The sequence below is a fragment of the Duganella qianjiadongensis genome, from assembly GCF_009857915.1.
In the GTDB taxonomy this organism is placed as follows: domain Bacteria; phylum Pseudomonadota; class Gammaproteobacteria; order Burkholderiales; family Burkholderiaceae_D; genus Rugamonas; species Rugamonas qianjiadongensis.
Map to the genome: position 1 here is coordinate 189,163 of NZ_WWCM01000009.1, position 25,966 is coordinate 215,128.

The following is a 25,966-nucleotide window of genomic DNA, read 5'->3' on the forward strand; positions in this document are numbered from 1 at the left end:
GAAAAGCTTTCCGATGGAAAACCACCATTTCAATTCTATGCAAGCCGTAGTATCGGCCGCTGATGTTAATGAGCGTCGCCTCGACAAACATCGCCCGGTAGCTCGTGCCTTGCGCGGTGGCTCCGCAGCCGGTGCTGATGAGGTGCTGGTGCTCGCGCATGGACAGGTTGCGCTTTGGGAGCAAGGGCGTTTGTGTAGCCAGGACTATATAGATGCCTGGAAGGAGTTGCTACAGCACCCGCAGCGAGCAGCTGAGATTCTCGAAGAGCGCTCTTCCCATGCGGCAGCATTACGCCAGAACTCCCCCTTCGTTGCTTCTGTCCGCAAGTTCCAAGCATTAGCAAATGCGGCGTGAGCAGGTCCTGCTTGCCTTGAAAGAGGCCGCGAAATGCGGTCGACACACTGAATTCGTCATTGCCGGCAGCCTTTCAGTCTTGGGCCTCAAAGAGGTACCTCCCGAGCTGATGTCCATCTCGATCGACATTGACTTCTTCCCATTGCGTGATCCCACGCAGGTTCAAGATATCGTCGCTGAACTAGGTGAGGACTCGGCTTTTCACGAGCAGCACGGCTACTATCTCGACCCGATCAGTAGCAGCATCCTGGTGCTGCCTCCCGGTTGGATGGGGCGCCTGGTGATGCTGGAGTTCGGCGGCATTCACGCCTACTTCCTCGATGTCAACGACACCGCGATTTCCAAGTATGTGCGTAGTGCTGAGAATGATTTCCGATGGATAGATGCCGGTCTGGAGGCAGGTTTGCTCGACCTCGACATCATTGAAGGCAGAGCTCAGTTTGGCCTGGATTACCCTGGCGAAGACGATAAGCGCCGAGTTCTCAATGGCATCCGGTCACATCGCGCTGCACGCAATGAGGATGGCACGCTAAGGCATGAGTTGCTCGCAACCTTGCGCTCATATACTCAAGCGCGTATTGCCAATCTTTCGGACGACGATCACCAATACACTGGCGACATTCTTTACGCGGCGGTAAACCGCGTTGTGCAGGAAGTTGAACCTGATGTGTTCGTAATTCACGATTCATCCTGCTGGGACTACACCCCATTGGTCGGGCAAAAGGTCAGCGTGATCTATGCCGGGGGTGTGGCTACGGTGAAGGGGATGGCGCGCCCAAGTCCAGGAATGAGATAACTTTGACGATGTCCAACAGCCATCTATCAACTTGACGCTGGCAAAGCTTGCGATTATATTAATGACTAACAAGTAAGTTAATCGCCAGCCCAAATAAGTTAGTTAAATCAAGAGCCTCCATGCAAGCTTCTCAAGAAACCAAGCCTCGCTGGGAGCGGCGCAAGGATGCGCGGCCGCAGGAATTGCTGGCTGCCGCCCTGAACCAGTTCGTCGAGCGCGGCTATGCCGGCACGCGGCTGGAAGATGTGGCCAAGAGCGCCGGCGTGTCCAAGGGCACGCTCTACCTGTATTTCGCCAACAAGGAAGAACTGTTCAAGGCCGTAGTGCGGGAAAACATTGTCCACCCCATCGGCGAAGCGGAACTGGAAGCAGCCCAGCATGACGGCCCCAGCGGCGCGCTGCTGCGTACCATCCTGCTCAAATGGTGGCATCAGATCTGCGCCACTCCGCTGGCCGGTATCACCAAGCTGATGTTGGCCGAAGGCAACCATTTCCCCGAACTGGCGCAGTTTTACAACGAAGAAGTGGTGGCGCGCGGCAACCGCCTGATCGCCAGCGTGCTGGTGCGCGGCATCGAACGGGGCGAATTCCATCCCGTTGATCCGCTGGTGATGACGCCCGTGCTGGTGGCGCCCGTGCTGATGCTGATGATGTGGACCCACGCCTATATGCCCGATTGCGGCATGCCGCCTATCGATCCGGATGCCTTTATGGCGACCTTTACCGAGGTCAGCCTGCGTGGTCTGGAAGTGCAGCGGGCATGAGGTGGCGCGGCCCCGTCTGCGGTAAACTTGCCATTTTGGTAGGTTCAACCCCCTTAAACTGCAGACTGTCGCAATTTCCCGCGTAAACCCCGTCATGTCGTTAATATGTGCCTCGATGCCAGTTCAACGATAAAATGACGGTTTGTTTAATCCAGACCCGAGTCAAAAGATGAATATCGAACAAGCCCGCTTCAATATGATCGAACAGCAAATCCGTCCATGGGACGTCCTCGCCGCGGACGTGCTGGACCTGCTGCAGGTGGTGAAACGTGAGAATTTCGTGCCGGAAGCTTATAAAGCGCTGGCGTTTGCCGATGTGGAATTGCCGCTGCCGGGTGGTGCTTACATGCTGGCGCCCAAGATCGAAGCCCGTCTGCTGCAGGATCTGAACCTGAAAAAGCATGAAAACGTGCTGGAAATCGGCGCCGGTTCGGGCTATATGGCGGCGCTGCTGGCGCACAAAGCCCGTCATGTGACGACGGTGGAAGTATCGCCAGCGCTGAAAGCGCTGGCAGAAAAGAATCTGGCCGACAGCGGCGTGAGCAATGTGACGGTGGAACTGGGCGATGCAGCCCAGGGCTGGAGCACTGGCGCCCCGTTCGATGTAATCGTGGTGTCGGGCTCGCTGCCGGAACTGCCACAGGCCCTGTTGCAACAACTGAGTATCGGTGGCCGTCTGGTCGTCATCATCGGCGCATCGCCAGCGATGAAGGCACAGCTGATCACCCGCACCGGTGAAGCTGGTTACGACACCCGCACCCTGTTCGAAACCGACGTGAAACCACTGGCTTCGGCTGTGGCGCCATCGAAGTTCACGTTCTGAGCGGAGCGGAGTCGTCAATGCAGCATCTGAGTGCTCTGGAACTGGCGGACTGGCTGGCCGATAGCGGCCGGCCCGATCCGGTCCTGCTGGACGTGCGTGAGCCGTGGGAATTCGAGACCTGTCATATCGCCGGGGCTCAGCATATTCCCATGCACACCATCCCGGCCCGTATCGATGATCTCGATGAAGATGCAGCCATCGTCTGCATCTGCCATCACGGTGCGCGCAGCCTGCAGGTGGCCGACTATCTCGAGCATCATGGATTCGGCAAGCTGTACAACCTGACTGGCGGCGTCCATGCCTGGGCGCTGCAGGTCGATAGCACGATGGCAAAATACTGAGGTGCTGGCACGGCGTCAGCACTGGTGTGAAAGGCCGTCTTTTTTTGATGACTCCCGTGGAGAAAGCAATGCAGAAACCCCTTATCGCCGTGCTGATCACCAGCGCCCTGTTGACGCTGAATATCGCTACCGAGGCACAGGCGGCTGACCTGATCCAGATCTACCAGCAGGCACTGGCCAACGACGCGACCTATGCCAGCGCCCGTTCGTCGCTGAGCGCCGGTCAGGAACGCATCATCCAGGGGCGTGCCGGCCTGCTGCCGAATATTTCGGCTAGCGGCAGCAATCTGCGCAACAGCGGCGACGTCACCGCGCCCAACATACTGGGCATCCGCACCAAGAGCGATACCGATTACCACAGCAATGCCTACACGGTGTCGCTGACCCAGCCCCTGTTCAACTGGGCCAACTGGGAAAGCTACCAGCAGAGCAAGCTGGCGCAAGCCACGGCCGAAGCGGCATTTGCCCAGGCCCAGCAGGACCTGATCACCCGCGTGGCGCAAGCTTATTTCGACGTGCTGACGGCGCAGGATAATCTGACCTCGACGCGGGCCCAGAAAGTGGCGACCACGGAGCAGCTGGCATCGGCCAAGCGTAACTTCGAAGTGGGTACCCAGACCATTACCGATACCCACGAAGCGCAGGCGGCCTACGATCTGGTGGTGGCAGCAGAATTTGCCGCCATCAACGATCTGGATAACAAGCGCGCCGCGCTGCAGGTGATCATCGGCCAGATGCCGGGCGAACTGGCGCCGCTGCGTACCGGCGTGACGATTACGCCACCATCGCCAGCGGCTATCGAGCCGTGGGTCAGCTCGGCAGAAACCCAGAACTACGGCGTGGTCGCGGCCAATCTGAACGTGGAAATCGCCAAGCGCGAAATTTCACGTAACCGCGCCAGCCACATGCCGACCCTGAATCTGGTTGCCAGCTCCTCGCACCAGATGCAGACGGCCGGCCAGACCATCAACAATAACGCCATCGGCGTGAGCTGGAGCGTGCCTATCTTCAGCGGCTTCGCCGTCACCAGCAAAGTGCGCGAAACCATCGCCCTGGAAGACAAGGCGCGCAACGATCTGGAAGCCACCAAGCGCGCAGCGGCGCAGGGCGCCCGTGCTGCCTATCTGGGCATGAACAGCGGTCTGGCACAGGTGAAAGCGCTGGAAGCGGCGGAAGTATCGAGCAAATCCTCGCTGGAATCGAACAAGCTCGGTTATCAGGTCGGCGTGCGTATCAATATCGACGTGCTGAATGCGCAGAAGCTGCTTTACTCGACCCAGAAAGATCTGTCCAAAGCCCGTTACGACACCATCGTCAACGGTCTGCGCCTGAAGTCGGCGGCAGGTTCGCTCAAGGAAGAAGATCTGGCTAGCGTCAACGCCATGCTGGTGCACTGATTAGCAAGACCAAGCATGCGCCGGTGTGTACCGGCTGGCCATGAAGAAGCCGCCCCTCGGGGCGGCTTTTTGTTGCTCGCAGCGCTTACAGGCCGGCGCCGGCGCCGTCGAAGCTGCGTTCGATCAGCTCGATCTTGTAACCGTCCGGATCGGTGACAAAGGCAATCACGGTGCTGCCGCCTTTGACCGGGCCCGGTTCGCGCGTCACCGTGCCGCCGTTGGCTTTGACGGCCTCGCAGGCGCGATAAATGTTATCGGCCGAAATGGCGATGTGGCCGTAGGCCGTGCCCAGCTCGTAGCTGCTCACGCCGTAGTTATAGGTCAGTTCCAGTTCCGCGTGCTCGGGGTTGGAGCCGTAGCCGAGGAAGGCCAGCGTGTACTGGTATTCGGGATTATCGCTGGTGCGCAGCAGCTTCATGCCCAGTACGTTGGTGTAGAAGGCTATCGAACGTTGCAAGTCGCCGACGCGCAGCATGGTGTGCAGAATACGCATAGTGGTCTTTCGTGTGAGTACGGGAAAGACAGAATTCTATGCGTTTTGGCGCCAGCCTGCCCGACTCAGTCACGTTTGCTGCCGGGCTGGGGGCGGGCCTGCCCCGACGGCGGCTTGCCGTGTTCGTCGCGGGTGGTTTCGGCGCCGGGCTGGTTGTGGCGGTCGGTATCGACCAGTCCTTCCTCGATGTCGCTGGCGGCTTGCCGGATCACGCTACGGTTGGGCGTCAGCTCGCCTTCGGGCGACTCGTCGCGCTCATGCGGCATGCGCTGCACGCCGTCGTTGCGGCGTTTGGCGCGGGTGTTGATTTTAGTGTCGTGCATGCTGTCCTCCCGTGGTGGATTACCGGATCATGCTAGCTCCGGGCCGCATAGTCTGTCGCCCGATAGGCGGAAGATGGAAGGCAGCAGTGCTGAAAAATGTTGCAACTTGCAATTTTGAGTGATAACGTTAACTCATCATTATTCAGCAAAAAGGAGGAGACAGTGGCGAAGATCAAGCAGACCTGGCTGGCCGTGGCGCTATGCGCACTGGGCTGGCAGACGGCGGCGCAGGCGGATGTGTACGACGATATGCGCTTGCGCTGGCAAAACCGCACTGGCAGCGTGGCGGCATTGCCGCCCGATGATCCCGACTTGCTGATGCAGCAGGCCGCGCAGGCCGACGCGCCCGACCACTATGTCACGCTGAAAAGCTCGGCTGGCATGGGCTTGCCTGCGGGGCAGCTGTGGAGCGATCTGCCGCTCGATAAAGTCTCGGCCAATCTCACCAGCACGGTGGAGCGTCTGCAAAGCATCGCTGATGCCTATGCTGATCCCCGTTCGCCCTACTACCATCAGGCCGAAGTGATGCAGCGCCTGCAGGCCGGCCTCGACGCTTTCATTGCGGCACGCTATACGGCCACGGCCACCGCTTTCGATAACTGGTGGGACTGGCAGATCGGCACGCCGCAAGGCCTGAACAAGCTGATGCTCAGTACCTACGCTGCGCTCACGCCAGCGCGCATTGCTGCCGTCTGTGCCGCCATCGACCGCTATGTGCCGGATCCCACGCGCCGCACGGCCGCCAATGGCAGCGTCACGACGCTGCCGGAAACGGGGGCCAATCTGCTCGATAAAGCGTTTGTGGTAGTCATGCGCGGCATCGTCGGCAAGAACGGCGACAAGATCCGCGCCGGGCGCGATGCCATACCGGCGGCGCTGCCCGAGGTGAGTAGCGGCGATGGTTTCTATGCCGACGGTTCCTTCATCCAGCATACCTATGTGCCGTATATCGGTGGCTACGGTTCGGTGCTGATCAACGATATTGCGCGGCTCTACTACGTGCTGGCAGGTTCCAGCTGGCCTATCGACGGCACGCCGCTGTACAACAACCCCTACCACTGGGCCATCAATTCGTATGCGCCGTTTATCTACAACGGCGCGCTGATGGATAACCAGCGTGGCCGTTCGATCAGCCGCTGGGCTGCCACCGACCACGTAGCCGGACGCAGCACCATCATGGCGCTGGCCGAACTGACCCAGAGCCTGTCTGCTGCCGATGCCCGCGAACTGAAAAGCCTGATCAAAGGCTGGGTGCAGCGCGACAGCAGTTTTGGCAGCAGCTATTTCACGCCCGTAGCTGGTAACGGTAACAAGCTGCAGACTGTCAGCACGCTCGATCTGGCGCTGGTTAAAGCCATCCTCAACGACGGCAGCATCGTGGCGCGGCCCGAGCCGGAAGAAACCCGTATTTTCGCTTCGGCCGACCGCGCCGTGCAGCGGCGCGACGGCTATGCCTATGCAGTTGCGCTGTTCTCGCCGCGCATCAGCGCTTTCGAATATGGCAATGGCGAAAATCTGCGCGGCTGGTGGACCGGCATCGGCATGACCCAGTTGTACAACGCTGATCTGGGCCAGTATGGCGGCAGCTACTGGGCCACGGTGGACCCGCTGCGGCTGGCCGGCACCACCACCGACCGCAGCGGCAGCGGCACGCCGGGCGGCTTCAAAAAATATCCGAATGCGCGCAATCTGGTGGGTGGCGCCGAGTTGAACCGGCAGTTCGCTACGCTGGCCATGGACTTTGCCATGAGTGGCGTGACGGGAACTACCCTCAGTGGCAAGAAGGCCTGGTTCCTGTTCGGCGACCGCATCGTCGCGCTGGGTACGGGCATTAGTAGCAGCGATAACGTGGAGATCGAAACCATCGTGGAGAACCGCCGTCTGACGGGGGCCGGTGAAAATGTGCTGACGGTGAACGATGCCAGCAAGCCTGTCACCGCGGGCTGGCGCGAGAGTATGGCGGCCACGCGCTGGGCGCATCTGGCAGGTAATACGGCCAGTGGTTCCGACACGGGCTATGTCTTTCCCGCCAGTCCTGTGGTGAACGGCCTGCGCGAGAGCCGCAGTGGTAGCTGGAGCCAGATCAACACGGGCGGTCCCGCCACTGTGCAGACCGAGCGCTACCTGACGCTGGCCCTGAGCCATGGCAGTAATCCGTCCGCCGCCAGTTATAGCTATATTGTGCTGCCCAATCGCAGCGTGGCGGCCACGGCAGCTTTTGCGAGCGCCAATCCGGTGACGGTGGTGGAGAACTCGCTGGCGGCCAGCGCAGTGCAGGATAGCGAGCAGGGACTGACCGGCGTGGTGTTCTGGGCCGATGCCAGCAAGACGGTGACCATCGCAGGCCAGTCTTATCTGAGCAGCGATAAAAAAGCGGTGGTGACCTTGCAGCAGCAGGGCACAGATGTGCAGCTGGCGGTGGCCGATCCTACCCAGAGCAATACCGGGCAGATCCGGCTGGAACTGTACCGCAGCGCCACCACACTGCAGGCCTGCGATCCGGCCATCACGGTCCTCCAGCGCAGCCCCACCATCAAGCTGGCGGTGAATGTGAATGGCAGTGCAGGCAAGTCGTTTGCCTGCCACTTTAGCATCAAAAAGCCGGCCCTGACGCCGCTGCGTTAGCGCTGATTTGCCACGCTGGCAGCCGTCTGCATCGTGACAACCGCGCGGGGATGCGGTTATCATTTAGGCCACACAGGTGCCGGCTGTCGCGGCCCCGTTCCGGTCTACCGTTTCCCTTTTTTGGATAGCCTGCATGAATACAGCCGTTACGCCGGTCGACCACGCCCACGCGGCGCCCGTCAATTGCCCCAATTGCGACACCGTGCTGACGGGGCATTTCTGCTCCCACTGCGGGCAGGAAGCCATACTGCACCACGCCAGCGTGGGTGAATTCCTGCACGAGTTCATCGGCCATTACGTGGCGCTGGAGGGCAAGCTGTGGGGCACGGTGATGCGGCTGCTGTTCCGCCCCGGCGCGCTGACGCTCGAATACATCCGTGGCCGCCGCGTGCGTTTCGTCCAGCCGCTGCGGCTGTATCTGACACTGAGCCTGCTGTTCTTCGCGCTGCTGAAATTCTCCGGTACGTTTGCGCCGAATATGACGGAGGGCAGTGAAGCGCCGCAGGAGCACAGTGCCGCAGCGAGTAAAGCGCAGGACAAAGCCAGCGAGAAAGCGGCGCTGAAAGCGGCCATCAAGTCTGCGGCTGGCGTGCCGCCGCGCAGCGCTTCTAGGCCAGACGATGGCGCGTCAGCTGAGGCGGATCAGCCGGCGGATCAGGGAAATAATATCGACATCGACGGCAATGAAAAGCTGAAGAGCTATCTGGATGGCTGGCCTGCCGCCCGCCATCAGCTCGATGCCTTCGACAAGCTGTCCGGATCTGAAAAGATCAAGGTGTTCCAGAACGGCTTCTATCACTATGCGCCCTACGCCATTTTCGCCCTGATGCCGGTATTCGCACTGCTGCTGAAAGTGCTGTATCTGGGCTCGGGCCGGCGCTTTGGCGACCATCTGCTGTTCGCCCTGCACACCAATGCTTTTGCCTACTTCATCTTCATCCTGATGCTGCTGGTATCGTGGGGCTTGGCCCACTTTGTGCTGTGGTGCTGGCTGCTCGGCTATCTGCCGTGGGCCATGCGGCGCGTGTACAACAGTGGCCGCGGCACGACGTTGGTGCGCTGGCTGCTGCTGATGTTCTTCTACTCCATCCTGATCGGACTGGCCGTGGGCGGCTCCATGCTGGCCGGGATCATGACCATAGGCCACTAAAACGGCAGGGCCGCCGTCTTGCAGTCTGGCGGCGGCCACACTATACTGCGTGCAATACTGTTTAAATATACAGTCCAAGGGCGGATCATGGCACAAGCAGTCGATATGGGTTACTCTCCTGCGTGTCGCCGATTCACCCCTAAGCCGAGACTTCTATGACTGCCACGCCAGCCGCCTTTCCTACCATTGCTCTGGTCGTGCGCCAGAATACGGACGGTATTGCCGCTCCCGTACGCAGCGTGGTGGAATTTCTGCAGAACGCAGGCCATGCCGTGGTGTTCGAGGCGCAGACGGCGCAACATCTGGCACTGAGCCTGCCGCAGGTGCGGGTGATGACGCCAGCCGAAATCGGCGCCCACTGCGATGCTGCCATCGTCATGGGCGGCGACGGCACCATGCTGGGCATCGCGCGCCAGCTGGCGCCGTTCGATGTGCCGCTAATCGGTATCAATCAGGGCCGGCTCGGTTTCATGACCGATATTCCGCTCGACGGCATGCTCGACGTGCTGGCGCAGATACTGGGCGGGCGCTACAAGGCCGACCGTCGCACGCTGCTGGAGGGCCGGGTGATGCGCGATGGCGCAACCATCCATCTGGGGCTGGCCGTGAACGACGTGGTGGTGGCGCGCGGCGCCGGTGCCGGCATGGCCGAACTGCGCGTCGATGTGGATGGCCACTTCATGTACAACCAGCGCTCCGATGGGCTGATCATTTCTACCGCTACCGGTTCCACCGCCTATGCCCTGTCGGCAGGCGGGCCGCTGCTGCACCCCAGTCTGGGCGGCATCGTGATGGTGCCGATTGCGCCGCACGCGTTGTCCAACCGGCCTATCGTACTGTCCGAAACCAGCGAGATCGTGGTCGAGATCGTGCGCGGCCGCGACATCAGCGTGAATTTCGATATGCAGACCTTTGCCAGTCTGGCGTGGCAGGACCAGATCGTGATCCGGCGTTCGCCGCACACCATCACCTTCCTGCATCCGGAAGACTGGAGCTACTACAACACGCTGCGCGAGAAGCTGCACTGGAACGAGCATCCTTCGCACGACGGCAAACTCAATTAATCTCATCCACCGCTATGCTGCGTACCCTGTCCATCCGTGATTTCGTTATTGTCGACACCATCGAACTGGAGTTTTCCGCCGGTTTTACCGTATTCACAGGCGAAACAGGGGCCGGTAAATCCATTCTGATCGATGCGCTGACGCTGGCGCTGGGTGGCCGCGGCGATGCTTCGGTGGTGCGCGAAGGCGCGGCCAAGGCCGACATCACGGCCGATTTCGCCGCTAACGCAGCGGCCGACGCATGGCTGGCCGCCAACGAGTTTGCGGTGGAAGAGGGCGGCGCGCTGCTGCGCCGCGTGATCGATAATGCCGGCCGCAGCAAGGCCTACATCAACGGCATCGCCGCCACCGCCACGCAGTTGCGCGACCTTGGCGACCTGCTGGTGGATATCCACGGCCAGCATGCCCACCAGTCGCTGCTGAAAACCGATGCCCAGCGCGGCCTGCTCGACGGTCAGGCCGGTGCCGATGGGCAGGTGCGTGCCGTCAGCGCGGCCTACAAGGCGTGGCGCGCACTGGCCAGACAGGTGGAGGAATTCGAAACCAATGCGGCCAATGTGCTGTATGAGCGCGAACGGCTGGAATGGCAGGTGAACGAGCTGGAAAAGCTGGCCGTGAAAACGGGCGAGTGGAGCGAAGTCAGTAACGAGCATAGTCGTTTGTCGCACGCGGCCAGCCTGCTGGAAGGCGCGCAGGAAGCGCTGGCGCTGCTGTCGGAAGCCGACGAGCAGCCCATCATTTCCCAGCTCTCCGGCCTGAACCAGAAGCTGGGCAAGCTGGCGGGTGTCGATAGCGGTTTGCAGACCATTGTCGACCTGATCGAACCGGCGCGCATCCAGTTGCAGGAAGCCGTGTACGCACTGAACGATTATCTGGACCGGGTCGATCTCGATCCCCAGCGCCTGCACACGGTGGAAGCGCGGATGGAGGCTATCCACTCGGCGGCGCGCAAATTCCGCGTCAGCGAAGAGCAGCTGCCGCAGGAATACGAACAGCTGTCGGCGCGGCTGGCGCAGATGGCCGACGCCAGCGATATCGACGGCTTGCGCCAGCAGGAGCAGCAGCTCAAGGCACAGTATATGACGCAGGCGCAGCGGCTGTCGGCCACGCGCAGCGTGGCTGCGCGCCAGCTGTCCGACGCGGTAACCCAGGCCATGCAGGACCTGAGCATGACGGGCGGACGCTTCGAGATCGCCCTGCACGCGGGCGAACCTAGCGTGCACGGACTGGAGCAGGTGGAGTTTCTGGTGGCCGGCCACGCCGGTGTGGCGCCCCGTTCGCTGGCCAAAGTGGCCTCCGGCGGCGAGCTGGCGCGCATTGCGCTGGCGATTTCCGTGATAACCTCCAATGCCACCACCGTGCCGACGCTGATCTTCGATGAAGTCGATAGCGGCATCGGCGGCGGTGTGGCCGAAGTGGTGGGGCGTTTGCTGCGCCGTCTGGGCCAGCAGCGTCAGGTGCTGTGCGTGACGCACTTGCCGCAGGTAGCCAGTCAGGCTGGCCAGCACTTCCAGGTGGCCAAAGGCACGCTGGAAAACGGCAAGACCGCCTCGCGCATCGAAGTGCTGGACGCCAAAGCACGGGTGGAAGAAGTGGCCCGTATGCTGGGCGGGCTGGAAATTACCGCCACCACGCGCAAACACGCGCGCGAACTGCTGGCATCCTGAAGCGAAAGACGCAGTGCCCGCAGACAGGCGCTGCACTTCTTCTCTATAATCCAATTTTGTCCTAGACATCTCGAGCACAAGGCCCATGAGTTTTCAGACCGAACCTTCTTACCAGCACGGTAGTGCCAGTCGCAGTGCCATCGTCTTAGTCAATCTGGGCACGCCCGATGCGCCCACCCGTTCCGCCGTGCGGCGCTATCTGAAGGAATTCCTGTCTGATCCCCGCGTGGTGGAAATTCCGCGCGCCGTCTGGTGGTTCATCCTCAACCTGATCATTCTGCCGTTCCGCTCCGGCCAGTCGGCCGCCAAATACCAGACCATCTGGACGCCGGAAGGTTCGCCGCTCAAGGTCTACACGGCGGCGCAGGCGAAACTGCTGGAGGCGGCGCTGGCCCAGCGTGGTCACCGCGATCTGAAAGTGGTGATGGCCATGCGCTACGGCTCGCCCGCGCTGCCGGAGGTGCTGAAACAGCTGAAGGCAGAAGGCATCCACCGTATCGCCGTGCTGCCGGCCTATCCGCAGTATTCGGGCACCACCACCGGCTCGATCTATGATGCCGCCTTCCAGCATTACGGCACGGTGCGCAATATTCCGGAACTGCGCTTCGTGCGCAACTACCACGACAACGAGGCGTATATCCATGCGCTGCGCGATAGCGTGCTGGCACACTGGGATCAGCATGGCCAGCCGGATAAACTGGTACTGAGTTTCCATGGCGTGCCCAAGCGCACCCTGATGCTGGGCGACCCCTACCACTGCGAATGCCTGAAAACGGCGCGCCTGCTGGCAGCAGCGCTGCAACTGACGCCCGATCAATATATGGTCACCTTCCAGTCGCGCTTCGGCAAGGCCGAGTGGCTGCAGCCCTACACGGCACCGACCGTGGCGCAACTGGCGCGCGACGGCGTGAAACGGCTCGACGTGCTGTGCCCGGGTTTTACCAGCGACTGTCTGGAAACGCTGGAAGAAATTTCGCTGGAAGTGCGCCACGAGTTCGAGCAGGCCGGCGGCCAGCAGTTCCATTACATCCCCTGCCTGAACGCTAGCCCGGCCTGGATCGCCGCCATGGCCGACATCATCGAACCGCACCTGATAGGCTGGCCTACCCGTCTGGCCGCTTCGGAACGCGACGCGCAACAGAAAGATGCGCAGGTATCCCGCGCTGCCGCGCTGGAGCGGGGCGCCACCGACTAGTTCGCCGCCCGCTTATTCGGGCGCTACCACCTTGTAGCCTTGCGTCTGCAGGCGCGCGAGCAGTCCCGTCGGCGACAGGATTTCCTTCAGGGGCAGCATGGCAAAGGTGGTGGCATTGTTTTCCAGCGCCTGCTGTGCATTGTGCAGCCACATCTCGCGCGTCTTGGCGCGGGCCTCGCGCAGATCGCTGCGACTCTGGAATGCTGCGCTATTTTCGATGGCGGCACGGCAGGCGCCCTCATGGTCGGTATAGTCCAGCTTGCGGATCTTCTCGATATCGCCTATCGCCCAGGCATTGGCGCGCACGCGCATGTGGTCGATATCGGCTTCCAGCCGTGCCAGTATGCTGGAGAAACAGGCCGCGTCATCCAGACCGGATTTGCTGAATTCCTTAATCAGCTTGCTGGCATCGGACATGTCGATTTCCACCGTCGCTGGCGTGACCTTGAGCTTGTAGCGCTTCACCAGTTTGTCGATGGCAGGACCCACTTCGTCCTTATTCGACAGACCGATATGCTGCAGTCCGGAGGCGTACAGCTTGTTGGCGGCAAAAATGGGACGGTAACGTTCCACCTCTTCATCCTTGCGCATAAATTTATCCTTGAGCGCAGCCCAGCGCTGGTAGGTCTCCGGCGGCACCACATCTTTCAGCACCGCACCGTCCGGATTTTTCTGGAAGTCCCAGATTTGCGGCAGTGATGCCGCCAGTTTGATCCCGCCCCAGATGCCTACCCGGGCCGACGCTTCGGGTTCCGCCAGATATTCTCCGGCCTTGGCCAGCACGGCTTCCACCTCGTGCGAGCGCCATTCCATTTTCGAGGGCAGCGGGCCGTATTTGCCAAACACCCACAGCACATGGTCGTCTTTCGAGACTTGCCACATGCCGGGGCCGGGGCGCTGGCCCAGCACCAGAACTTGTCCCGCTTCCGGATCGGATTCAGGCGCGACTTCCTGCGCCCCGGCGGCACCTACGGCAAAGCAGAACGCGAGGGCGGTGAGGAGAGATGTGAGTTTCATGGTCAGTCTCTTAGGCTGTCAGGAATAGTTAAGAGAAAAGCAATGATAATTCAAATCTGCCGCAACTGCGTAATCAGCACTTGCCGACGGTGAGTGCTAGCCTGTTAAAATAGCCGGTTGATGGGAGTGGCGCAGGCGGTTTTGCGGTTGATTTTTCCTCCCGGAAACGGTGCTGAGAATGCCAGATTGGCATCGCTATTCCGTACGCCCCCTTGAAATCAGGGCGCTACGCCCCATTTGCGATCAGTGCCGTTAGCAGTTTTGTCAAACAAATACGATAGTAGGAGTCTTTAGATGCAAGATCAGGAAAATCAAGCAGTCCCTAATCCAGAAGCGGCAGAAGCCGCTGCACCGGTTCCGCCATCGACTCCTGACCAGCCATCTCTGGAAGAGCAGCTGGCCAGCGCCGAAGCCCGTCTGGCAGAAATGCAGGACGCCTTCATGCGCGCCAAAGCCGAAGGCGAGAACATCCGCCGCCGGGCGCAGGAAGATGTGGCCAAAGCCCACAAATTCGCCGTGGAAAGCTTCGCCGAAGCCATGGTACCCGTCAAAGACAGTCTGGAAATGGCGCTGAAAGTCGAAGCGCCGACGCTGGAATCGCTCAAGGAAGGCGTGGAAATGACGCTGAAACAGCTCAATTCCGCTTTCGAGAAAAACCGTCTGCTGGAAATCATGCCGGCACAGGGTGAAAAACTCGATCCGAACAAGCATCAGGCCGTTGCCGTGGTGCCAGCAGAGCAGGAAGCTAACACCGTTGTTTCCGTGTTGCAAAAAGGTTATATGATCGCTGACCGCCTGCTGCGCCCAGCTATTGTGACCGCGGCGCAAGCCAAATAATTTTTTCCTGAAGCCAATGTAGGCTCTTGAAAACAAACAGTCATTCCACATATTCGTAGCATCTGAAACTTTAAGCATAATAGGAAGAACATCATGGGCAAAATTATCGGTATCGATCTGGGAACCACGAATTCCTGCGTTTCCATCATGGAAAACGGTCAGCCAAAAGTGATCGAAAACGCGGAAGGCGCGCGTACCACGCCATCGATCATTGCTTATCAAGAAGATGGCGAAATTCTGGTGGGTTCCCCTGCCAAACGTCAGGCGGTGACCAATCCTAAGAACACCCTGTTCGCGGTCAAGCGTCTGATCGGTCGTAAATTCGAAGAAAAAGAAGTGCAGAAAGACATCGGTCTGATGCCTTACTCGATCATGAAAGCCGACAATGGCGACGCATGGATCGGCGTGCGCGACAAGAAACTGGCGCCACCACAGATTTCCGCAGAAGTGCTGCGCAAAATGAAGAAAACGGCAGAAGACTACCTCGGTGAAGAAGTCACCGAAGCCGTGATCACCGTGCCAGCCTACTTCAACGACTCGCAGCGTCAGGCTACCAAAGACGCCGGCCGTATCGCTGGTCTGGACGTTAAACGTATCATCAACGAACCAACCGCTGCTGCGCTGGCTTTCGGTCTGGACAAGACCGACAAGGGCGACCGCAAGATCGCCGTGTATGACCTGGGCGGCGGTACCTTCGACGTATCGATCATCGAAATCGCTGACGTGGACGGCGAGAAGCAGTTCGAAGTGCTGTCGACCAACGGCGACACCTTCCTCGGCGGTGAAGACTTCGACCAGCGCGTGATCGACTACATCATCGAAGAGTTCAAGAAGATCAACGGTCTGGATCTGAAAAAAGATCCTATCGCCCTGCAGCGTATCAAAGCTTCGGCCGAGCGCGCCAAGATCGAACTGTCGTCGTCGCAGCAGACCGAAATCAACGAGCCGTACATCGCCATGGCGAACGGCGCACCGGTCCACCTGACCCTGAAGATGACCCGCGCCAAGCTGGAATCGCTGGTGGAAGAGCTGATCAACGCCACCATCGAGCCATGCCGCACCGCCATCAAGGATGCAGGCGTGAAGGTGTCCGACATCGACGACATCATTCTGGTCGGCGGTATGACCCGTATGCCTAAGGTGCAGGAAAAAGTTAAAGAGTTCTTCGGCAAAGACCCGCGTAAAGACGTGAACCCTGACGAAGCCGTGGCCGTTGGTGCTGCGATCCAGGGCTCGGTGCTGTCGGGCGACCGCAAAGACCTGCTGCTGCTGGACGTGACCCCGCTGTCGCTGGGTATCGAAACCCTGGGCGGCGTGATGACCAAGATGATCCACAAGAACACCACGATTCCTACCAAGTTCTCGCAAGTGTTCTCGACCGCTGACGACAACCAGCCAGCCGTGACCATCAAGGTGTATCAGGGCGAGCGCGAAATCGCCGCCGGTAACAAGGGTCTGGGCGAGTTCAATCTGGAAGGTATCCCGCCAGCAGCACGCGGCACCCCGCAGATCGAAGTGACCTTCGACATCGACGCCAACGGCATTCTGCACGTGGGCGCGAAAGACAAGGCCACCGGCAAGGAAAACAAGATCACCATCAAGGCTAACTCCGGTCTGACCGAAGAAGAAATCCAGAAGATGGTGAAGGACGCCGAGCTGAACGCCGAAGAAGACAAGAAAGTGAAAGAGCTGGCCGAATCGCGCAATCAGGCGGATGCCCTGGTGCACTCGACCCGCAAATCGCTGACCGAATACGGCGACAAGCTGGAAGCGGGCGAGAAAGAGAAGATCGAAGCGGCCATCACCGAACTGGAAGGTGCCATCAAGGCTGGCGATAAAGCCGACATCGACGCCAAAGTGGCTGCCCTGTCGACCGCTTCGCAGAAGCTGGGCGAGAAGATGTACGCTGACATGCAAGCCCAGCAAGCTGCTGGCGGCGCTGGTGCCGAAGGCGGCGCCCACGCTGGCGAGCAGGCCAAGCCACAGCAGGACGACGTGGTCGATGCGGACTTCAAAGAAGTAAAAGACAGCAAGTAAGATCGCCATCCCCGCCTCGGTGCGGGGGCGACGAGCGCCGAGCCATCGGCCGTGCAAGCGGTACCGGCTCGGCTTTTTAGCATAATCAGTAGAGCGTTTTTCCGGCGCCTGTACGCGCCGGAGGTCTACACCCGTAATAACTACAGCAAGGTGCCGACAAGATGGCAAAGCGAGATTTCTACGAAGTACTAGGCGTCGCCAAGAACGCGTCGGAAGACGAGATCAAAAAGGCTTACCGCAAGCTGGCGATGAAGTACCATCCGGACCGTAATCCGGATAGCAAAGAGTCGGAAGAAAAATTCAAGGAAGTCAAAGAAGCCTACGAGATGCTGACCAATCCGGAGAAGCGCGAGGCGTACGACCGCTATGGTCACGCTGGCGTCGATCCGAATATGGGCGGCGGTGGCGGCTTTGGCGGTGCAGGCGGTTTCGGTGACGCGTTCGGCGATATCTTCGGCGATATCTTCGGCGGCGGCCGTGGCCGCAGCTCGGGCCCGCAGGTCTACCGTGGCGCCGACCTGCGCTACAACCTGGAAATTACGCTGGAACAGGCAGCGCACGGTTTCGATACCACCATCCGCGTGCCTTCGTGGGACAAGTGCGATACCTGCAGCGGTACGGGCGCCAAGCCCGGCACTGCGCCGGTAACCTGCTCGACCTGTGCCGGCCACGGTCAGGTGCGTATGCAGCAGGGCTTCTTCAGCATCCAGCAGACCTGCCCGAAATGCCACGGCACGGGCAAGATCATTCCGGAACCCTGCGCAGCCTGCTCGGGCCAGGGCCGCATCAAGCGCAACAAGACGCTGGAAGTGAAGATACCGGTCGGTATCGACAACGGCATGCGTATCCGTTCGTCCGGCAACGGCGAGCCGGGCACCAATGGCGGGCCGTCGGGCGATCTGTATGTGGAAATCCACATCAAGCCGCACGCCGTGTTCCAGCGCGAAGGCGACGACCTGCATTGCGAAATGCCGATTTCGTTCGCCAAAGCGGCCCTGGGTGGCGAAATCGAAGTACCTACCCTGAATGGCAAGGTGGCGTTCACCGTGCCCGAAGGTACCCAGTCGGGCAAGACTTTCCGCCTCAAAGGCAAGGGTATCAAGGGCGTGCGTTCGGGCTTTGCCGGCGATCTGTTCTGCCACGTGGCAGTGGAGACCCCGATCAAGCTGACCGACAAGCAGAAAGAACTGCTGCGCGACTTCGAAAAATCGACCACGGAAGGCGGTGCAAAACACAGCCCGCAGACCAAAACATGGCGTGACAAGGTGAAGGATTTCTTCGAGTAAAGGAAGCGCTGGCTTTACCCGTCCTGCTAAAATCGGACCGCCGTACTGCTAAGGTGCAGTACGGCGGTCTTCTTATGTACGAGAGGAATATGATGAGTGATCTGGACATTAGTACGTCGCCCCTGAGTGGCCTGTTAGCCAACAACCGCCGCTGGGCCGAATCGGAAATCGAACGTGATCCCGAATTCTTCAAACGTCTGGCGCAGCAGGCCTCGCCCGAATATCTGTGGATAGGCTGCTCCGATAGCCGCGTGCCGGCGAATGAACTGCTGGGGCTGGCGCCGGGCGACGTGTTTGTGCACCGTAATATTGCCAACGTGGTCGTACATACGGACCTGAACTGTTTATCTGTACTGCAGTTCGCCATCGACGTGCTGAAAGTCAAGCACGTGATCATTGTGGGCCATTACGGCTGCAAGGGCGTGCATGCGGCCATGGTGGGCACCCGCGTGGGGCTGGCCGATAACTGGCTGCGCCACGTGCAGGACGTGAACCAGAAGCACGAGCGCTATCTGGGCGAGATCGTGGAAACCAACAAGCGCTCCGAACGTCTGTGCGAGCTGAATGTGGTGGAACAGGTGCAGAACGTGTGCCAGACCACCATCGTGCAGGATGCGTGGGAGCGCGGCCAGCCGGTAACGGTGCACGGCTGGGTGTATGGCCTGAAAGACGGCAAGCTGCACGATCTGCAGATGACTGTTGCGGGCAGCGATGAACTGGCGCCACGGGTGGCTGCACGGCTGGCCAAATATGCCGCAGCAAGCGTCTAATCGGGCGTTTGCATGATTCTTGCTTCATTGTGGGGCATGAACCAACTTACGCACCACTACCGACCATGAAACATTTACGCATCGTGGTTGTCAATCCCGTCATTCTGGCGGGAGACGAAGATGATCCGGCCCTGCAGGCCCAGTCCGAGCGCGCCCGCGCGCTGCGCATCGGCCTGCTGGAAGCCGGTTATGACATCATTGCCTCGCTGCCGCCCGACATGTATCTGCCGGAGCGCATTGCTCAGCTGCAACCCGATATGATCATCGTCGATGCCGAGTCCGACGCGCGCGATGTGCTCGAACATATCGTCATCGCCACCCGCGACGAGCGCCGCCCCATCGTGATGTTCACCGAAAGCGAGGATACGGCCAGCATGGAGGCGGCCGTGGCGGCCGGCGTGTCGGCCTATATCGTGGCCGGCCTGCACAGCGAGCGCATCAAGCCGGTGCTGCAGGTGGCGCTGGCCCGTTTCAAACGCGAGCAGAAGCTGCTCGACGAGCTGTCCGATACCAAGAGCAAGCTGGCCGAGCGCAAGCTGATCGAGCGGGCCAAGGGCTTGCTGATGTCGCGCCAGAACTTCAGCGAGGAGCAGGCCTACCAGCGCCTGCGCAGCATGGCCATGAGCAAGAACCTCAAGCTGTCCGAAGTGGCCCAGCGCATCCTCGACGTGGAAGACCTGCTGGGCTAAGCGCCCCGGGTCAGGCTCCCGCAAATGATGCACTGCGCAATAGCGGTGCGTTTTTTGCGCCATGCTGCGGCACGGCGTGCTCATCCGCAACTCCTTTCCCTTTGCTAATCCCTCTGGATAGCCTCTGCGGCATGGCTGGCACAGTCATTGCATAGTCTAGGACAAGCGCAACGATGCGCTTATGCACTCTGCCAACGGCGGTGGAGTACACCAGACAACGACGTCTACCGTACACCGAGCTTGAGGCTTGCGTGTGGGTGGACGTTTTTTTTTGTGCAGACACGGACCAGACGAGGATAGCCATGGAAAACAAGCAGACACCAATCGACGCAGCTCCCAAGACCGAAGTGAACGTCAAGCGGCGGGCAGTGGTGCAGAGCATGATTCATGGTGCAGGACTGGTAGCGGGAGGAAGTATGCTGGGATTGGCAACAGGCGGCGTGTGGGCAGCCGGTTCGGATAAACCGGAAAAGGAAGAAGTCAAAATCGGCTTCATACCCCTGACCGATTGCGCTTCTGTGGTGATGGCCTCGGTGCTGGGGCTGGACAAGAAATATGGCGTGAAATTCGTGCTGAGCAAGGAAGCCTCGTGGGCCGGCGTGCGCGACAAGCTGGCCAATGGCGACCTCGACGCGGCCCACGTGCTGTATGGCCTGCTGTATGGCGTGCAGATGGGCATAGGCGGCCAGAAGAAGGATATGGCCGTGCTGATGAGCCTGAACAACAATGGTCAGGCGATTACCCTGTCGAAAAAGCTGGCCGATAAGGGTGCGGTCGATGGCGCCTCGCTCAACAAGCTGATGCAGACCGATAAACGCGAATATACGTTTGCCCAGACCTTCCCCACCGGCACCCACGCCATGTGGCTGTACTACTGGCTGGCCGCCAACGGCATCAATCCGCTCAAGGACGCCAAAGTCATCACCGTGCCGCCGCCGCAGATGGTGGCGAATATGCGGGTAGGGAATATGGACGGCTTCTGCGTAGGCGAACCATGGGGCCACCGTGCCATCATGGATGGCGTGGGCATTACCGCCACCACCACGCAGGATATCTGGCGCGACCATCCGGAGAAGGTGCTGGGCACCACGCTGGAATTTGCCAAAAAATACCCGAATACCTGCCGCGCCATGATGGCCGCCATACTGGAGGCAGGCAAATGGATAGACGCTTCGCTGGCCAACAAGAACCGCATGGCGGAAGTCATCGCCGATAAGTCCTACGTCAACACCAGCAAGGATGCGATCGACCAGCGCATCATGGGCCGCTACCAGAACGGTCTGGGCAAGACCTGGGATGACCAGAACTACATGAAGTTCTATAACGACGGGCTGGTCAACTTCCCCTATCTGTCGGACGGTATGTGGTTCATGACCCAGCATCGCCGCTGGGGCCTGCTGAAAGACGATCCGGATTATCTGGCGGTGGCAACTGCCGTCAACCAGATCGATCTGTACAAGGACGCTGCCACCATGACCAGGACGCCGCTGCCGAAAAGCCCGCTGCGCAGCTCCAAACTGATGGATGGTTCCGTGTGGGACGGCAAGAACCCGAAAGCCTACGCCGCCTCGTTCAAAATCAAAGCCTGAAAGGGAATGCCATGAACGCCATGCTGAAACCCGAAACCGCACTACCCGTGGAGGTGCCGGTGCGCCGTCCGCGCACTGCGCTCAAGGTCAACTCGGTGGCCCGCGCACGCGAGCAGATGTCGGCAGCAGCCATCAAGGTGATTGCGCCGCTGCTGGGCGCGGCCTTGCTGGTGCTGGTCTGGCAGATCATCACCATCAAGAACACCAGCTTCCCTACGCCGCTGGCGACCTGGCACGAAGCGGTGACGCTGTTCTCCGACCCGTTCTACCGCAACAGCCCGAACGATCAGGGCATAGGCTGGAATATCCTCGCCTCGCTGCAGCGCGTGGCGGTGGGCTTCGGTCTGGCCGCGCTGGTGGGCATACCGCTGGGCTTTCTGATCGGACGTGTGCCTTTCGTCGGCAGCATGGTAGGCCCGATGATCAGCCTGCTCAAGCCTGTCTCGCCGCTGGCCTGGCTGCCTATCGGCCTGCTGGTGTTCAAGTCGGCCAATCCGGCGGCCATCTGGTCGATCTTCATCTGCTCGATCTGGCCGATGATTATCAACACTGCCGTGGGCGTGCAGCGCGTGCCGCAAGACTATATGAACGTGGCGCGCGTGCTCAATCTGTCCGAGTGGAAGGTGCTGACCAAGATACTGCTGCCATCGGCCCTGCCATACATCCTCACCGGCGTGCGCCTGTCCATCGGCACTGCATGGCTGGTGATCGTGGCGGCGGAAATGCTGACCGGCGGCGTAGGTATCGGCTTCTGGGTATGGGACGAGTGGAATAACCTGAATGTACCGCACATCATCATCGCGATTGTGGCGATCGGCGTGGTGGGCTTGCTGCTGGAGCAGGCACTGGTCGCACTGGCACGCGCATTCAGCTACGAACAGGTAGCCAACTAAGGAAAGGCGGACATCATGGACGACGCAAAATTCATCGATATCGAAGGCGTGGAGATGGTGTTCCACACCAAGAAGGGGGTATTCCATGCCCTGCGCGAGATTAACCTGAAAGTACGCAAGGGCGAGTTCATTACGCTGATCGGCCACTCGGGCTGCGGCAAATCCACCCTGCTCAATCTGATCGCCGGTCTGACCCGCCCCACGGAAGGCGTGCTGCTGTGCGCTAATCGCGAGATCGCCGGTCCCTCGCCCGAGCGTGCCGTAGTGTTCCAGAACCACTCGCTGCTGCCGTGGCTGACCTGCTATGAAAACATCCATCTCGGCGTGGAGCGCGTGTTCGGCAAGACGGAAACCCCGGCCCAGCTGCGCGAACGCACCATGCGTGCGCTGGCGCTGGTGGGGCTGACGGCGGCCGAAAGCAAACGCCCGCACGAGATTTCCGGCGGCATGAAGCAGCGCGTGGGCATAGCCCGTGCGCTGGCGATGGAGCCGAAAGTATTGCTGATGGACGAACCGTTCGGCGCACTCGATGCGCTGACCCGCGCCCACCTGCAGGATGAGCTGCTGAAGATTGTGGCCGCCACCCAGTCCACCGTGGTGATGGTAACGCACGATGTGGACGAAGCCGTGCTGCTGTCGGACCGCATCGTCATGCTGACCAATGGCCCGGCTGCCACCATCGGCGAAATCGTCGATGTGCAGCTGGCGCATCCGCGCGACCGCGTGGCGCTGGCGCAGGATGCGCGCTATGCCGAATACCGCAGCGCGGTACTGGAATTCCTGTATCGCAAACAGGCCCACCCTGCCAAAGAGGCAGCATAATGGGCGCGCCGGATTATGCTGCAGCGCTGGCAGCTAAATCAGCGCGGCCGCTGTCGGGAGAAGTATTTGGTGCGATGATCAACCTGTCCGGCCGCCGCCGCTTTACTTCGCAGCGTATCGTGCTGTATGCGCTGCTGGCATTGCAGGGGGAAGAGGCCAGTCTGGCCGTGGCACGCGAAGCACTGGGCCTGTTCCGTAAAGCCCACTTTGCCTTGCTGGAGGAGGCCGATGGACTGCCGGGCGTATTCTGTCCCGAGCTGTATAAGGCCTATTTCGGTCAGGACGAAGGCGACCGCAAGATCCGCGACTTTGCCGATCTGGCCGAGCGCACCTTGCGCGCCATCGAAGCCGGCGCGGTCGAGGCGCAGGCCCTGCAGGCCGAACTGGTGCAGCAGACCACGCCCACGCTGGCGGTGCTGAACCACATCACTGGCATCTACGAGGAGCAGTCGCGCCTGCACGCGCGCCAGATGAAGCGCCAGCTGCGCAGCGTGATCAGCGATATCGAAACGATCAACCGCGAAGCGCGCATGGTGGCTTTCAATGCCCGCATCGTGGCAGCAAGGGCCGGGCGGGCAGGGGTGGAGTTTTCCGTGGTGGCGGGCGTGATGTCCAACATCTCGGGCGAAATCGACCAGATGATCGCGACGGCGCTGGCCGCAGCAGAATAGGGAGAGCAGCATGGGCAAAGTGACACTGGTAGGCGCAGGGCCGGGCGATCCGGAGCTGCTGACCATCAAGGCGGTGCGCGCCATACAGCAGGCCGATGTGGTGCTGATCGATGATCTGGTCAATCCGGCCATCATGGATTACGCACCGGCCACGGCGCGGGTGATACAGGTGGGTAAGCGCGGCGGCTGTGCTTCCACGCCGCAGGAATTCATCGAACGGCTGATGGTGGCCGAAGCGCGCGCCGGCCAGCAGGTCGTGCGCCTGAAGGGGGGCGACCCGTATCTGTTCGGGCGTGGCGGCGAGGAGCGCGCCACCCTGCAGGCGCATGGCATACAGGTCGAAGTAGTGCCCGGCATTAGCAGCGGTGTGGCAGCACCGGCCAGCATAGGCGTGCCGCTGACCCACCGTGACTGGAGCCAGGGCGCGATTTTCGTTACCGGCCATGGCAAGGATGAACAGTCCGAACCCAACTGGGCGGCGCTGGCTCAAAGCGGTTTGACGCTGGTGATCTATATGGGCGTGGCGCGGGTGGAGTCGATACAGGCAGGCCTGCTGGCCGGCGGTGCGGCGCTCTCGCTTCCTGTCGCAGTGGTGCAGTCGGCCACGCGCGCGCAGCAGCGCCAGATTGTGACCACGCTGGGCCAGCTGCCGCAGGCGCTGCGCGATAGTGGCCTGGGTAGTCCCAGCATCATCGTCATCGGCGATGTGGTGCGCTGTGCCGAGGCATGGCAGGAACTGGTACAGGCGCCTGCCTGCACCGCGGTAATGCACCGATAAAGTGCGCGCCTGCACCGCCAGCTAGCAGTTGCGGTGCAGTGGCAGGGCTGAATCAGGCCGCAGCGCCTGACTTCCCTCTGAGACCGTGGTTCTGCGAAGGTGGCACGGCTCTTGCAATACTCAGGGTAAGGGATCAACGGCGATCCCCCCGAATACAACGCTGGCCTAAAGACGGGCTGGCAGGACAACGGCGTCCGCCCAACCCGGTCTTGGTGACCGTGGTTGCGCGGGCGCCTTTTTGTTTTCTGAACGGGATAGAAAATGGCCAGCAAAGCTCACAGCATCCAACTCTTCACCATGTCGTCGCCTTCGATGCGGGCGTTCCATCTGACGTGGATGGCATTCTTCGTCTGCTTCTTCGCGTGGTTTGCCTGCGCACCGCTGATGCCGGTCATTAAAGGCGAATTCGGTCTGAGCGTGGCCCAGATTGCCAACATCAATATCGCTGCCGTGGCTATTACCATCCTCGTGCGTCTGATCGTCGGCCCCTTGTGCGACCACTTCGGCCCGCGTCTGACCTATACCGGCCTGCTGCTGGTCGGCGCCATCCCTGTAATCGGCGTGGCCTTCGCCCAGAGCTACGAGAGCTTTTTGTTCTTCCGTCTCGGTATCGGCGCGGCCGGTGCCAGCTTCGTCATCACCCAGTACCACACCTCGGTGATGTTCGGTCCTAAAGTAGTGGGCACGGCCAACGCGGCGGCTGCCGGCTGGGGCAATGCAGGCGGCGGTGTAGCGCAAGCCGTGATGCCGCTGCTGATGGCTGCCATGATCATGCTGGGCGTGAGCGAAACGCTGGGCTGGCGCGCGGCCCTGATCGTACCGGGTGTACTGATGATCATCATGGCGGGCGTGTACTACCGCTATACGCAGGATTGCCCGCAAGGGAACTATCTGGAACTGCGCGCTGCCGGCATCGCCATCGAAGGCGGCAAATACGGCGATGCCAAAGGCGGTGCCTGGGATAGCTTCAAGCGTGCTGCCGGCAATCACCGCGTCTGGCTGCTGTTCATCACCTACGGTGCCTGCTTCGGCATCGAGATATTCATCCACAACATCGCCGCTATCTACTACGTCGATCACTTCAAGCTGTCGCTGGCGCAAGCTGGCATGGCAGCCGGCAGTTTCGGTCTGCTGGCGCTGTTCGGCCGTGCGCTCGGCGGCTGGGCGTCGGACAAGCTGGCCGCCAATGGCTCGCTGAACAAGCGCATCACCCTGCTGTTCGTGCTGATGCTGGGCGAAGGCGCAGGCCTGCTGATGTTTTCTCATGCTGGAGAAGTAACGCTGGCAATTGCCGCCATGCTGGTATTCGGCCTGTTCACCCACATGGCTTGCGGCGCTACCTACGCCATCGTGCCTTTCGTCGACAAGCGCGCTCTCGGCGGCGTGGCCGGCATCATCGGCGCTGGCGGCAATGTGGGCGCGGTGGCGGCAGGCTTCCTGATGAAAGGTCTGGGCAATACCCAGCAGACCCTGACGGTGCTGGGCATGCTGGTTGCCGCATCGGCCGTGTGCGCACTGGCCGCGCGCTTCAGCGCAAGCACGGAAGAAGCATCCATCGTCGCCGCCAAGCTGGCAGCCTGAAAC

25 protein-coding genes are annotated in these 25,966 nt (G+C 60.7%); 22 read left to right on the forward strand and 3 right to left on the reverse strand.

Annotation, left to right across the window (positions count from 1 at the left end; translation table 11 throughout):
• Positions 1-13 precede the first annotated feature (13 nt).
• The 6 genes from GTP27_RS14545 to GTP27_RS14570 all read left to right on the forward strand — a co-directional run bounded on the left by GTP27_RS14545 (position 14) and on the right by GTP27_RS14570 (position 4,476).
• Positions 14-355, forward strand: a complete 342-nt coding sequence (locus GTP27_RS14545; protein WP_161039889.1) for a hypothetical protein — start codon at positions 14-16, stop codon at positions 353-355.
• A complete protein-coding gene (locus tag GTP27_RS14550) occupies positions 345-1,151 on the forward strand; it encodes a DUF6036 family nucleotidyltransferase (protein WP_161039890.1) in 807 nt (268 codons plus the stop codon). Before GTP27_RS14545 ends, GTP27_RS14550 begins: the two co-directional genes overlap by 11 nt.
• 119 nt (positions 1,152-1,270) lie before the next feature.
• On the forward strand, positions 1,271-1,915 hold the full coding sequence (locus GTP27_RS14555; RefSeq protein ID WP_161039891.1) for a TetR/AcrR family transcriptional regulator: 645 nt from the start codon (positions 1,271-1,273) through the stop codon (positions 1,913-1,915).
• 169 nt (positions 1,916-2,084) lie between these two features.
• Positions 2,085-2,738 carry a protein-L-isoaspartate O-methyltransferase family protein gene (locus GTP27_RS14560; RefSeq protein WP_161039892.1) on the forward strand — a complete coding sequence of 218 codons (654 nt, stop codon included), beginning with the start codon at positions 2,085-2,087 and terminating at the stop codon, positions 2,736-2,738.
• Between the two features lie 17 nt (positions 2,739-2,755).
• Positions 2,756-3,079 carry a rhodanese-like domain-containing protein gene (locus tag GTP27_RS14565; RefSeq protein ID WP_161039893.1) on the forward strand — a complete coding sequence of 108 codons (324 nt, stop codon included), beginning with the start codon at positions 2,756-2,758 and terminating at the stop codon, positions 3,077-3,079.
• 68 nt (positions 3,080-3,147) lie between these two features.
• On the forward strand, positions 3,148-4,476 hold the full coding sequence (locus tag GTP27_RS14570; protein WP_161039894.1) for a TolC family outer membrane protein: 1,329 nt from the start codon (positions 3,148-3,150) through the stop codon (positions 4,474-4,476).
• Between the two features lie 85 nt (positions 4,477-4,561).
• On the opposite strand, the gene gloA is transcribed toward GTP27_RS14570, so the two are convergent.
• Both gloA and GTP27_RS14580 read right to left on the reverse strand, forming a co-directional pair.
• Positions 4,562-4,969, reverse strand: coding sequence for a lactoylglutathione lyase (gene gloA, locus GTP27_RS14575; RefSeq protein WP_161039895.1), 408 nt, complete (start codon positions 4,967-4,969; stop codon positions 4,562-4,564).
• Positions 4,970-5,034: 65 nt separating this feature from the next.
• Positions 5,035-5,292, reverse strand: a complete 258-nt coding sequence (locus GTP27_RS14580) for a hypothetical protein (protein WP_161039896.1) — start codon at positions 5,290-5,292, stop codon at positions 5,035-5,037.
• A gap of 162 nt (positions 5,293-5,454) precedes the next feature.
• On the opposite strand from GTP27_RS14580, the gene GTP27_RS14585 reads away from it, so the two are divergent.
• From GTP27_RS14585 to hemH, 5 genes are all read left to right on the forward strand, one after another.
• Complete coding sequence (locus GTP27_RS14585) at positions 5,455-7,917, forward strand: polysaccharide lyase 8 family protein (protein ID WP_161039897.1); 2,463 nt, start codon at positions 5,455-5,457, stop codon at positions 7,915-7,917.
• A 133-nt stretch (positions 7,918-8,050) separates the two neighbouring features.
• Positions 8,051-9,067 carry a DUF3667 domain-containing protein gene (locus tag GTP27_RS14590; protein WP_161039898.1) on the forward strand — a complete coding sequence of 339 codons (1,017 nt, stop codon included), beginning with the start codon at positions 8,051-8,053 and terminating at the stop codon, positions 9,065-9,067.
• Between the two features lie 155 nt (positions 9,068-9,222).
• Entirely contained in the window at positions 9,223-10,131 is a 909-nt protein-coding gene (locus GTP27_RS14595; protein WP_161039899.1) for an NAD kinase, read from the forward strand.
• Between the two features lie 14 nt (positions 10,132-10,145).
• A complete protein-coding gene (gene recN, locus GTP27_RS14600) occupies positions 10,146-11,798 on the forward strand; it encodes a DNA repair protein RecN (protein WP_161039900.1) in 1,653 nt (550 codons plus the stop codon).
• Between the two features lie 85 nt (positions 11,799-11,883).
• Complete coding sequence (hemH, locus tag GTP27_RS14605; RefSeq protein WP_161039901.1) at positions 11,884-12,993, forward strand: ferrochelatase; 1,110 nt, start codon at positions 11,884-11,886, stop codon at positions 12,991-12,993.
• 12 nt (positions 12,994-13,005) lie between these two features.
• Here the strand turns inward: hemH and GTP27_RS14610 are convergent, their stop codons facing one another.
• Positions 13,006-14,010, reverse strand: coding sequence for a TraB/GumN family protein (locus GTP27_RS14610; RefSeq protein WP_161039902.1), 1,005 nt, complete (start codon positions 14,008-14,010; stop codon positions 13,006-13,008).
• 294 nt (positions 14,011-14,304) lie between these two features.
• Between GTP27_RS14610 and grpE the strand changes: the two genes are divergently transcribed.
• The 11 genes from grpE to GTP27_RS14665 all read left to right on the forward strand — a co-directional run bounded on the left by grpE (position 14,305) and on the right by GTP27_RS14665 (position 25,963).
• Entirely contained in the window at positions 14,305-14,847 is a 543-nt protein-coding gene (grpE, locus tag GTP27_RS14615) for a nucleotide exchange factor GrpE (RefSeq protein WP_161039903.1), read from the forward strand.
• Between the two features lie 93 nt (positions 14,848-14,940).
• Positions 14,941-16,884, forward strand: coding sequence for a molecular chaperone DnaK (dnaK, locus tag GTP27_RS14620; RefSeq protein WP_161039904.1), 1,944 nt, complete (start codon positions 14,941-14,943; stop codon positions 16,882-16,884).
• 161 nt (positions 16,885-17,045) lie between these two features.
• Positions 17,046-18,170, forward strand: a complete 1,125-nt coding sequence (gene dnaJ, locus GTP27_RS14625) for a molecular chaperone DnaJ (RefSeq protein WP_161039905.1) — start codon at positions 17,046-17,048, stop codon at positions 18,168-18,170.
• 92 nt (positions 18,171-18,262) lie between these two features.
• Positions 18,263-18,940 (forward strand): carbonate dehydratase, encoded by a 678-nt coding sequence (gene can, locus GTP27_RS14630; RefSeq protein WP_161039935.1) that lies wholly within the window; start codon positions 18,263-18,265, stop codon positions 18,938-18,940.
• Between the two features lie 65 nt (positions 18,941-19,005).
• The gene (locus GTP27_RS14635; protein WP_161039906.1) at positions 19,006-19,629 is read left to right on the forward strand and encodes an ANTAR domain-containing response regulator; all 624 of its coding nucleotides are present in this window, start codon (positions 19,006-19,008) and stop codon (positions 19,627-19,629) included.
• A gap of 380 nt (positions 19,630-20,009) precedes the next feature.
• Positions 20,010-21,218, forward strand: a complete 1,209-nt coding sequence (locus tag GTP27_RS14640; protein WP_308495287.1) for a CmpA/NrtA family ABC transporter substrate-binding protein — start codon at positions 20,010-20,012, stop codon at positions 21,216-21,218.
• Positions 21,219-21,229: 11 nt separating this feature from the next.
• The gene (gene ntrB, locus GTP27_RS14645) at positions 21,230-22,111 is read left to right on the forward strand and encodes a nitrate ABC transporter permease (protein WP_161039907.1); all 882 of its coding nucleotides are present in this window, start codon (positions 21,230-21,232) and stop codon (positions 22,109-22,111) included.
• A gap of 15 nt (positions 22,112-22,126) precedes the next feature.
• On the forward strand, positions 22,127-22,933 hold the full coding sequence (locus GTP27_RS14650; protein WP_161039908.1) for an ABC transporter ATP-binding protein: 807 nt from the start codon (positions 22,127-22,129) through the stop codon (positions 22,931-22,933).
• A 74-nt stretch (positions 22,934-23,007) separates the two neighbouring features.
• Positions 23,008-23,604 carry a methyl-accepting chemotaxis protein gene (locus tag GTP27_RS14655; protein WP_371865932.1) on the forward strand — a complete coding sequence of 199 codons (597 nt, stop codon included), beginning with the start codon at positions 23,008-23,010 and terminating at the stop codon, positions 23,602-23,604.
• 10 nt (positions 23,605-23,614) lie between these two features.
• Positions 23,615-24,382, forward strand: coding sequence for a uroporphyrinogen-III C-methyltransferase (cobA, locus tag GTP27_RS14660; RefSeq protein WP_161039910.1), 768 nt, complete (start codon positions 23,615-23,617; stop codon positions 24,380-24,382).
• A 261-nt stretch (positions 24,383-24,643) separates the two neighbouring features.
• A complete protein-coding gene (locus GTP27_RS14665; RefSeq protein WP_161039911.1) occupies positions 24,644-25,963 on the forward strand; it encodes an MFS transporter in 1,320 nt (439 codons plus the stop codon).
• Positions 25,964-25,966 lie beyond the last annotated feature (3 nt).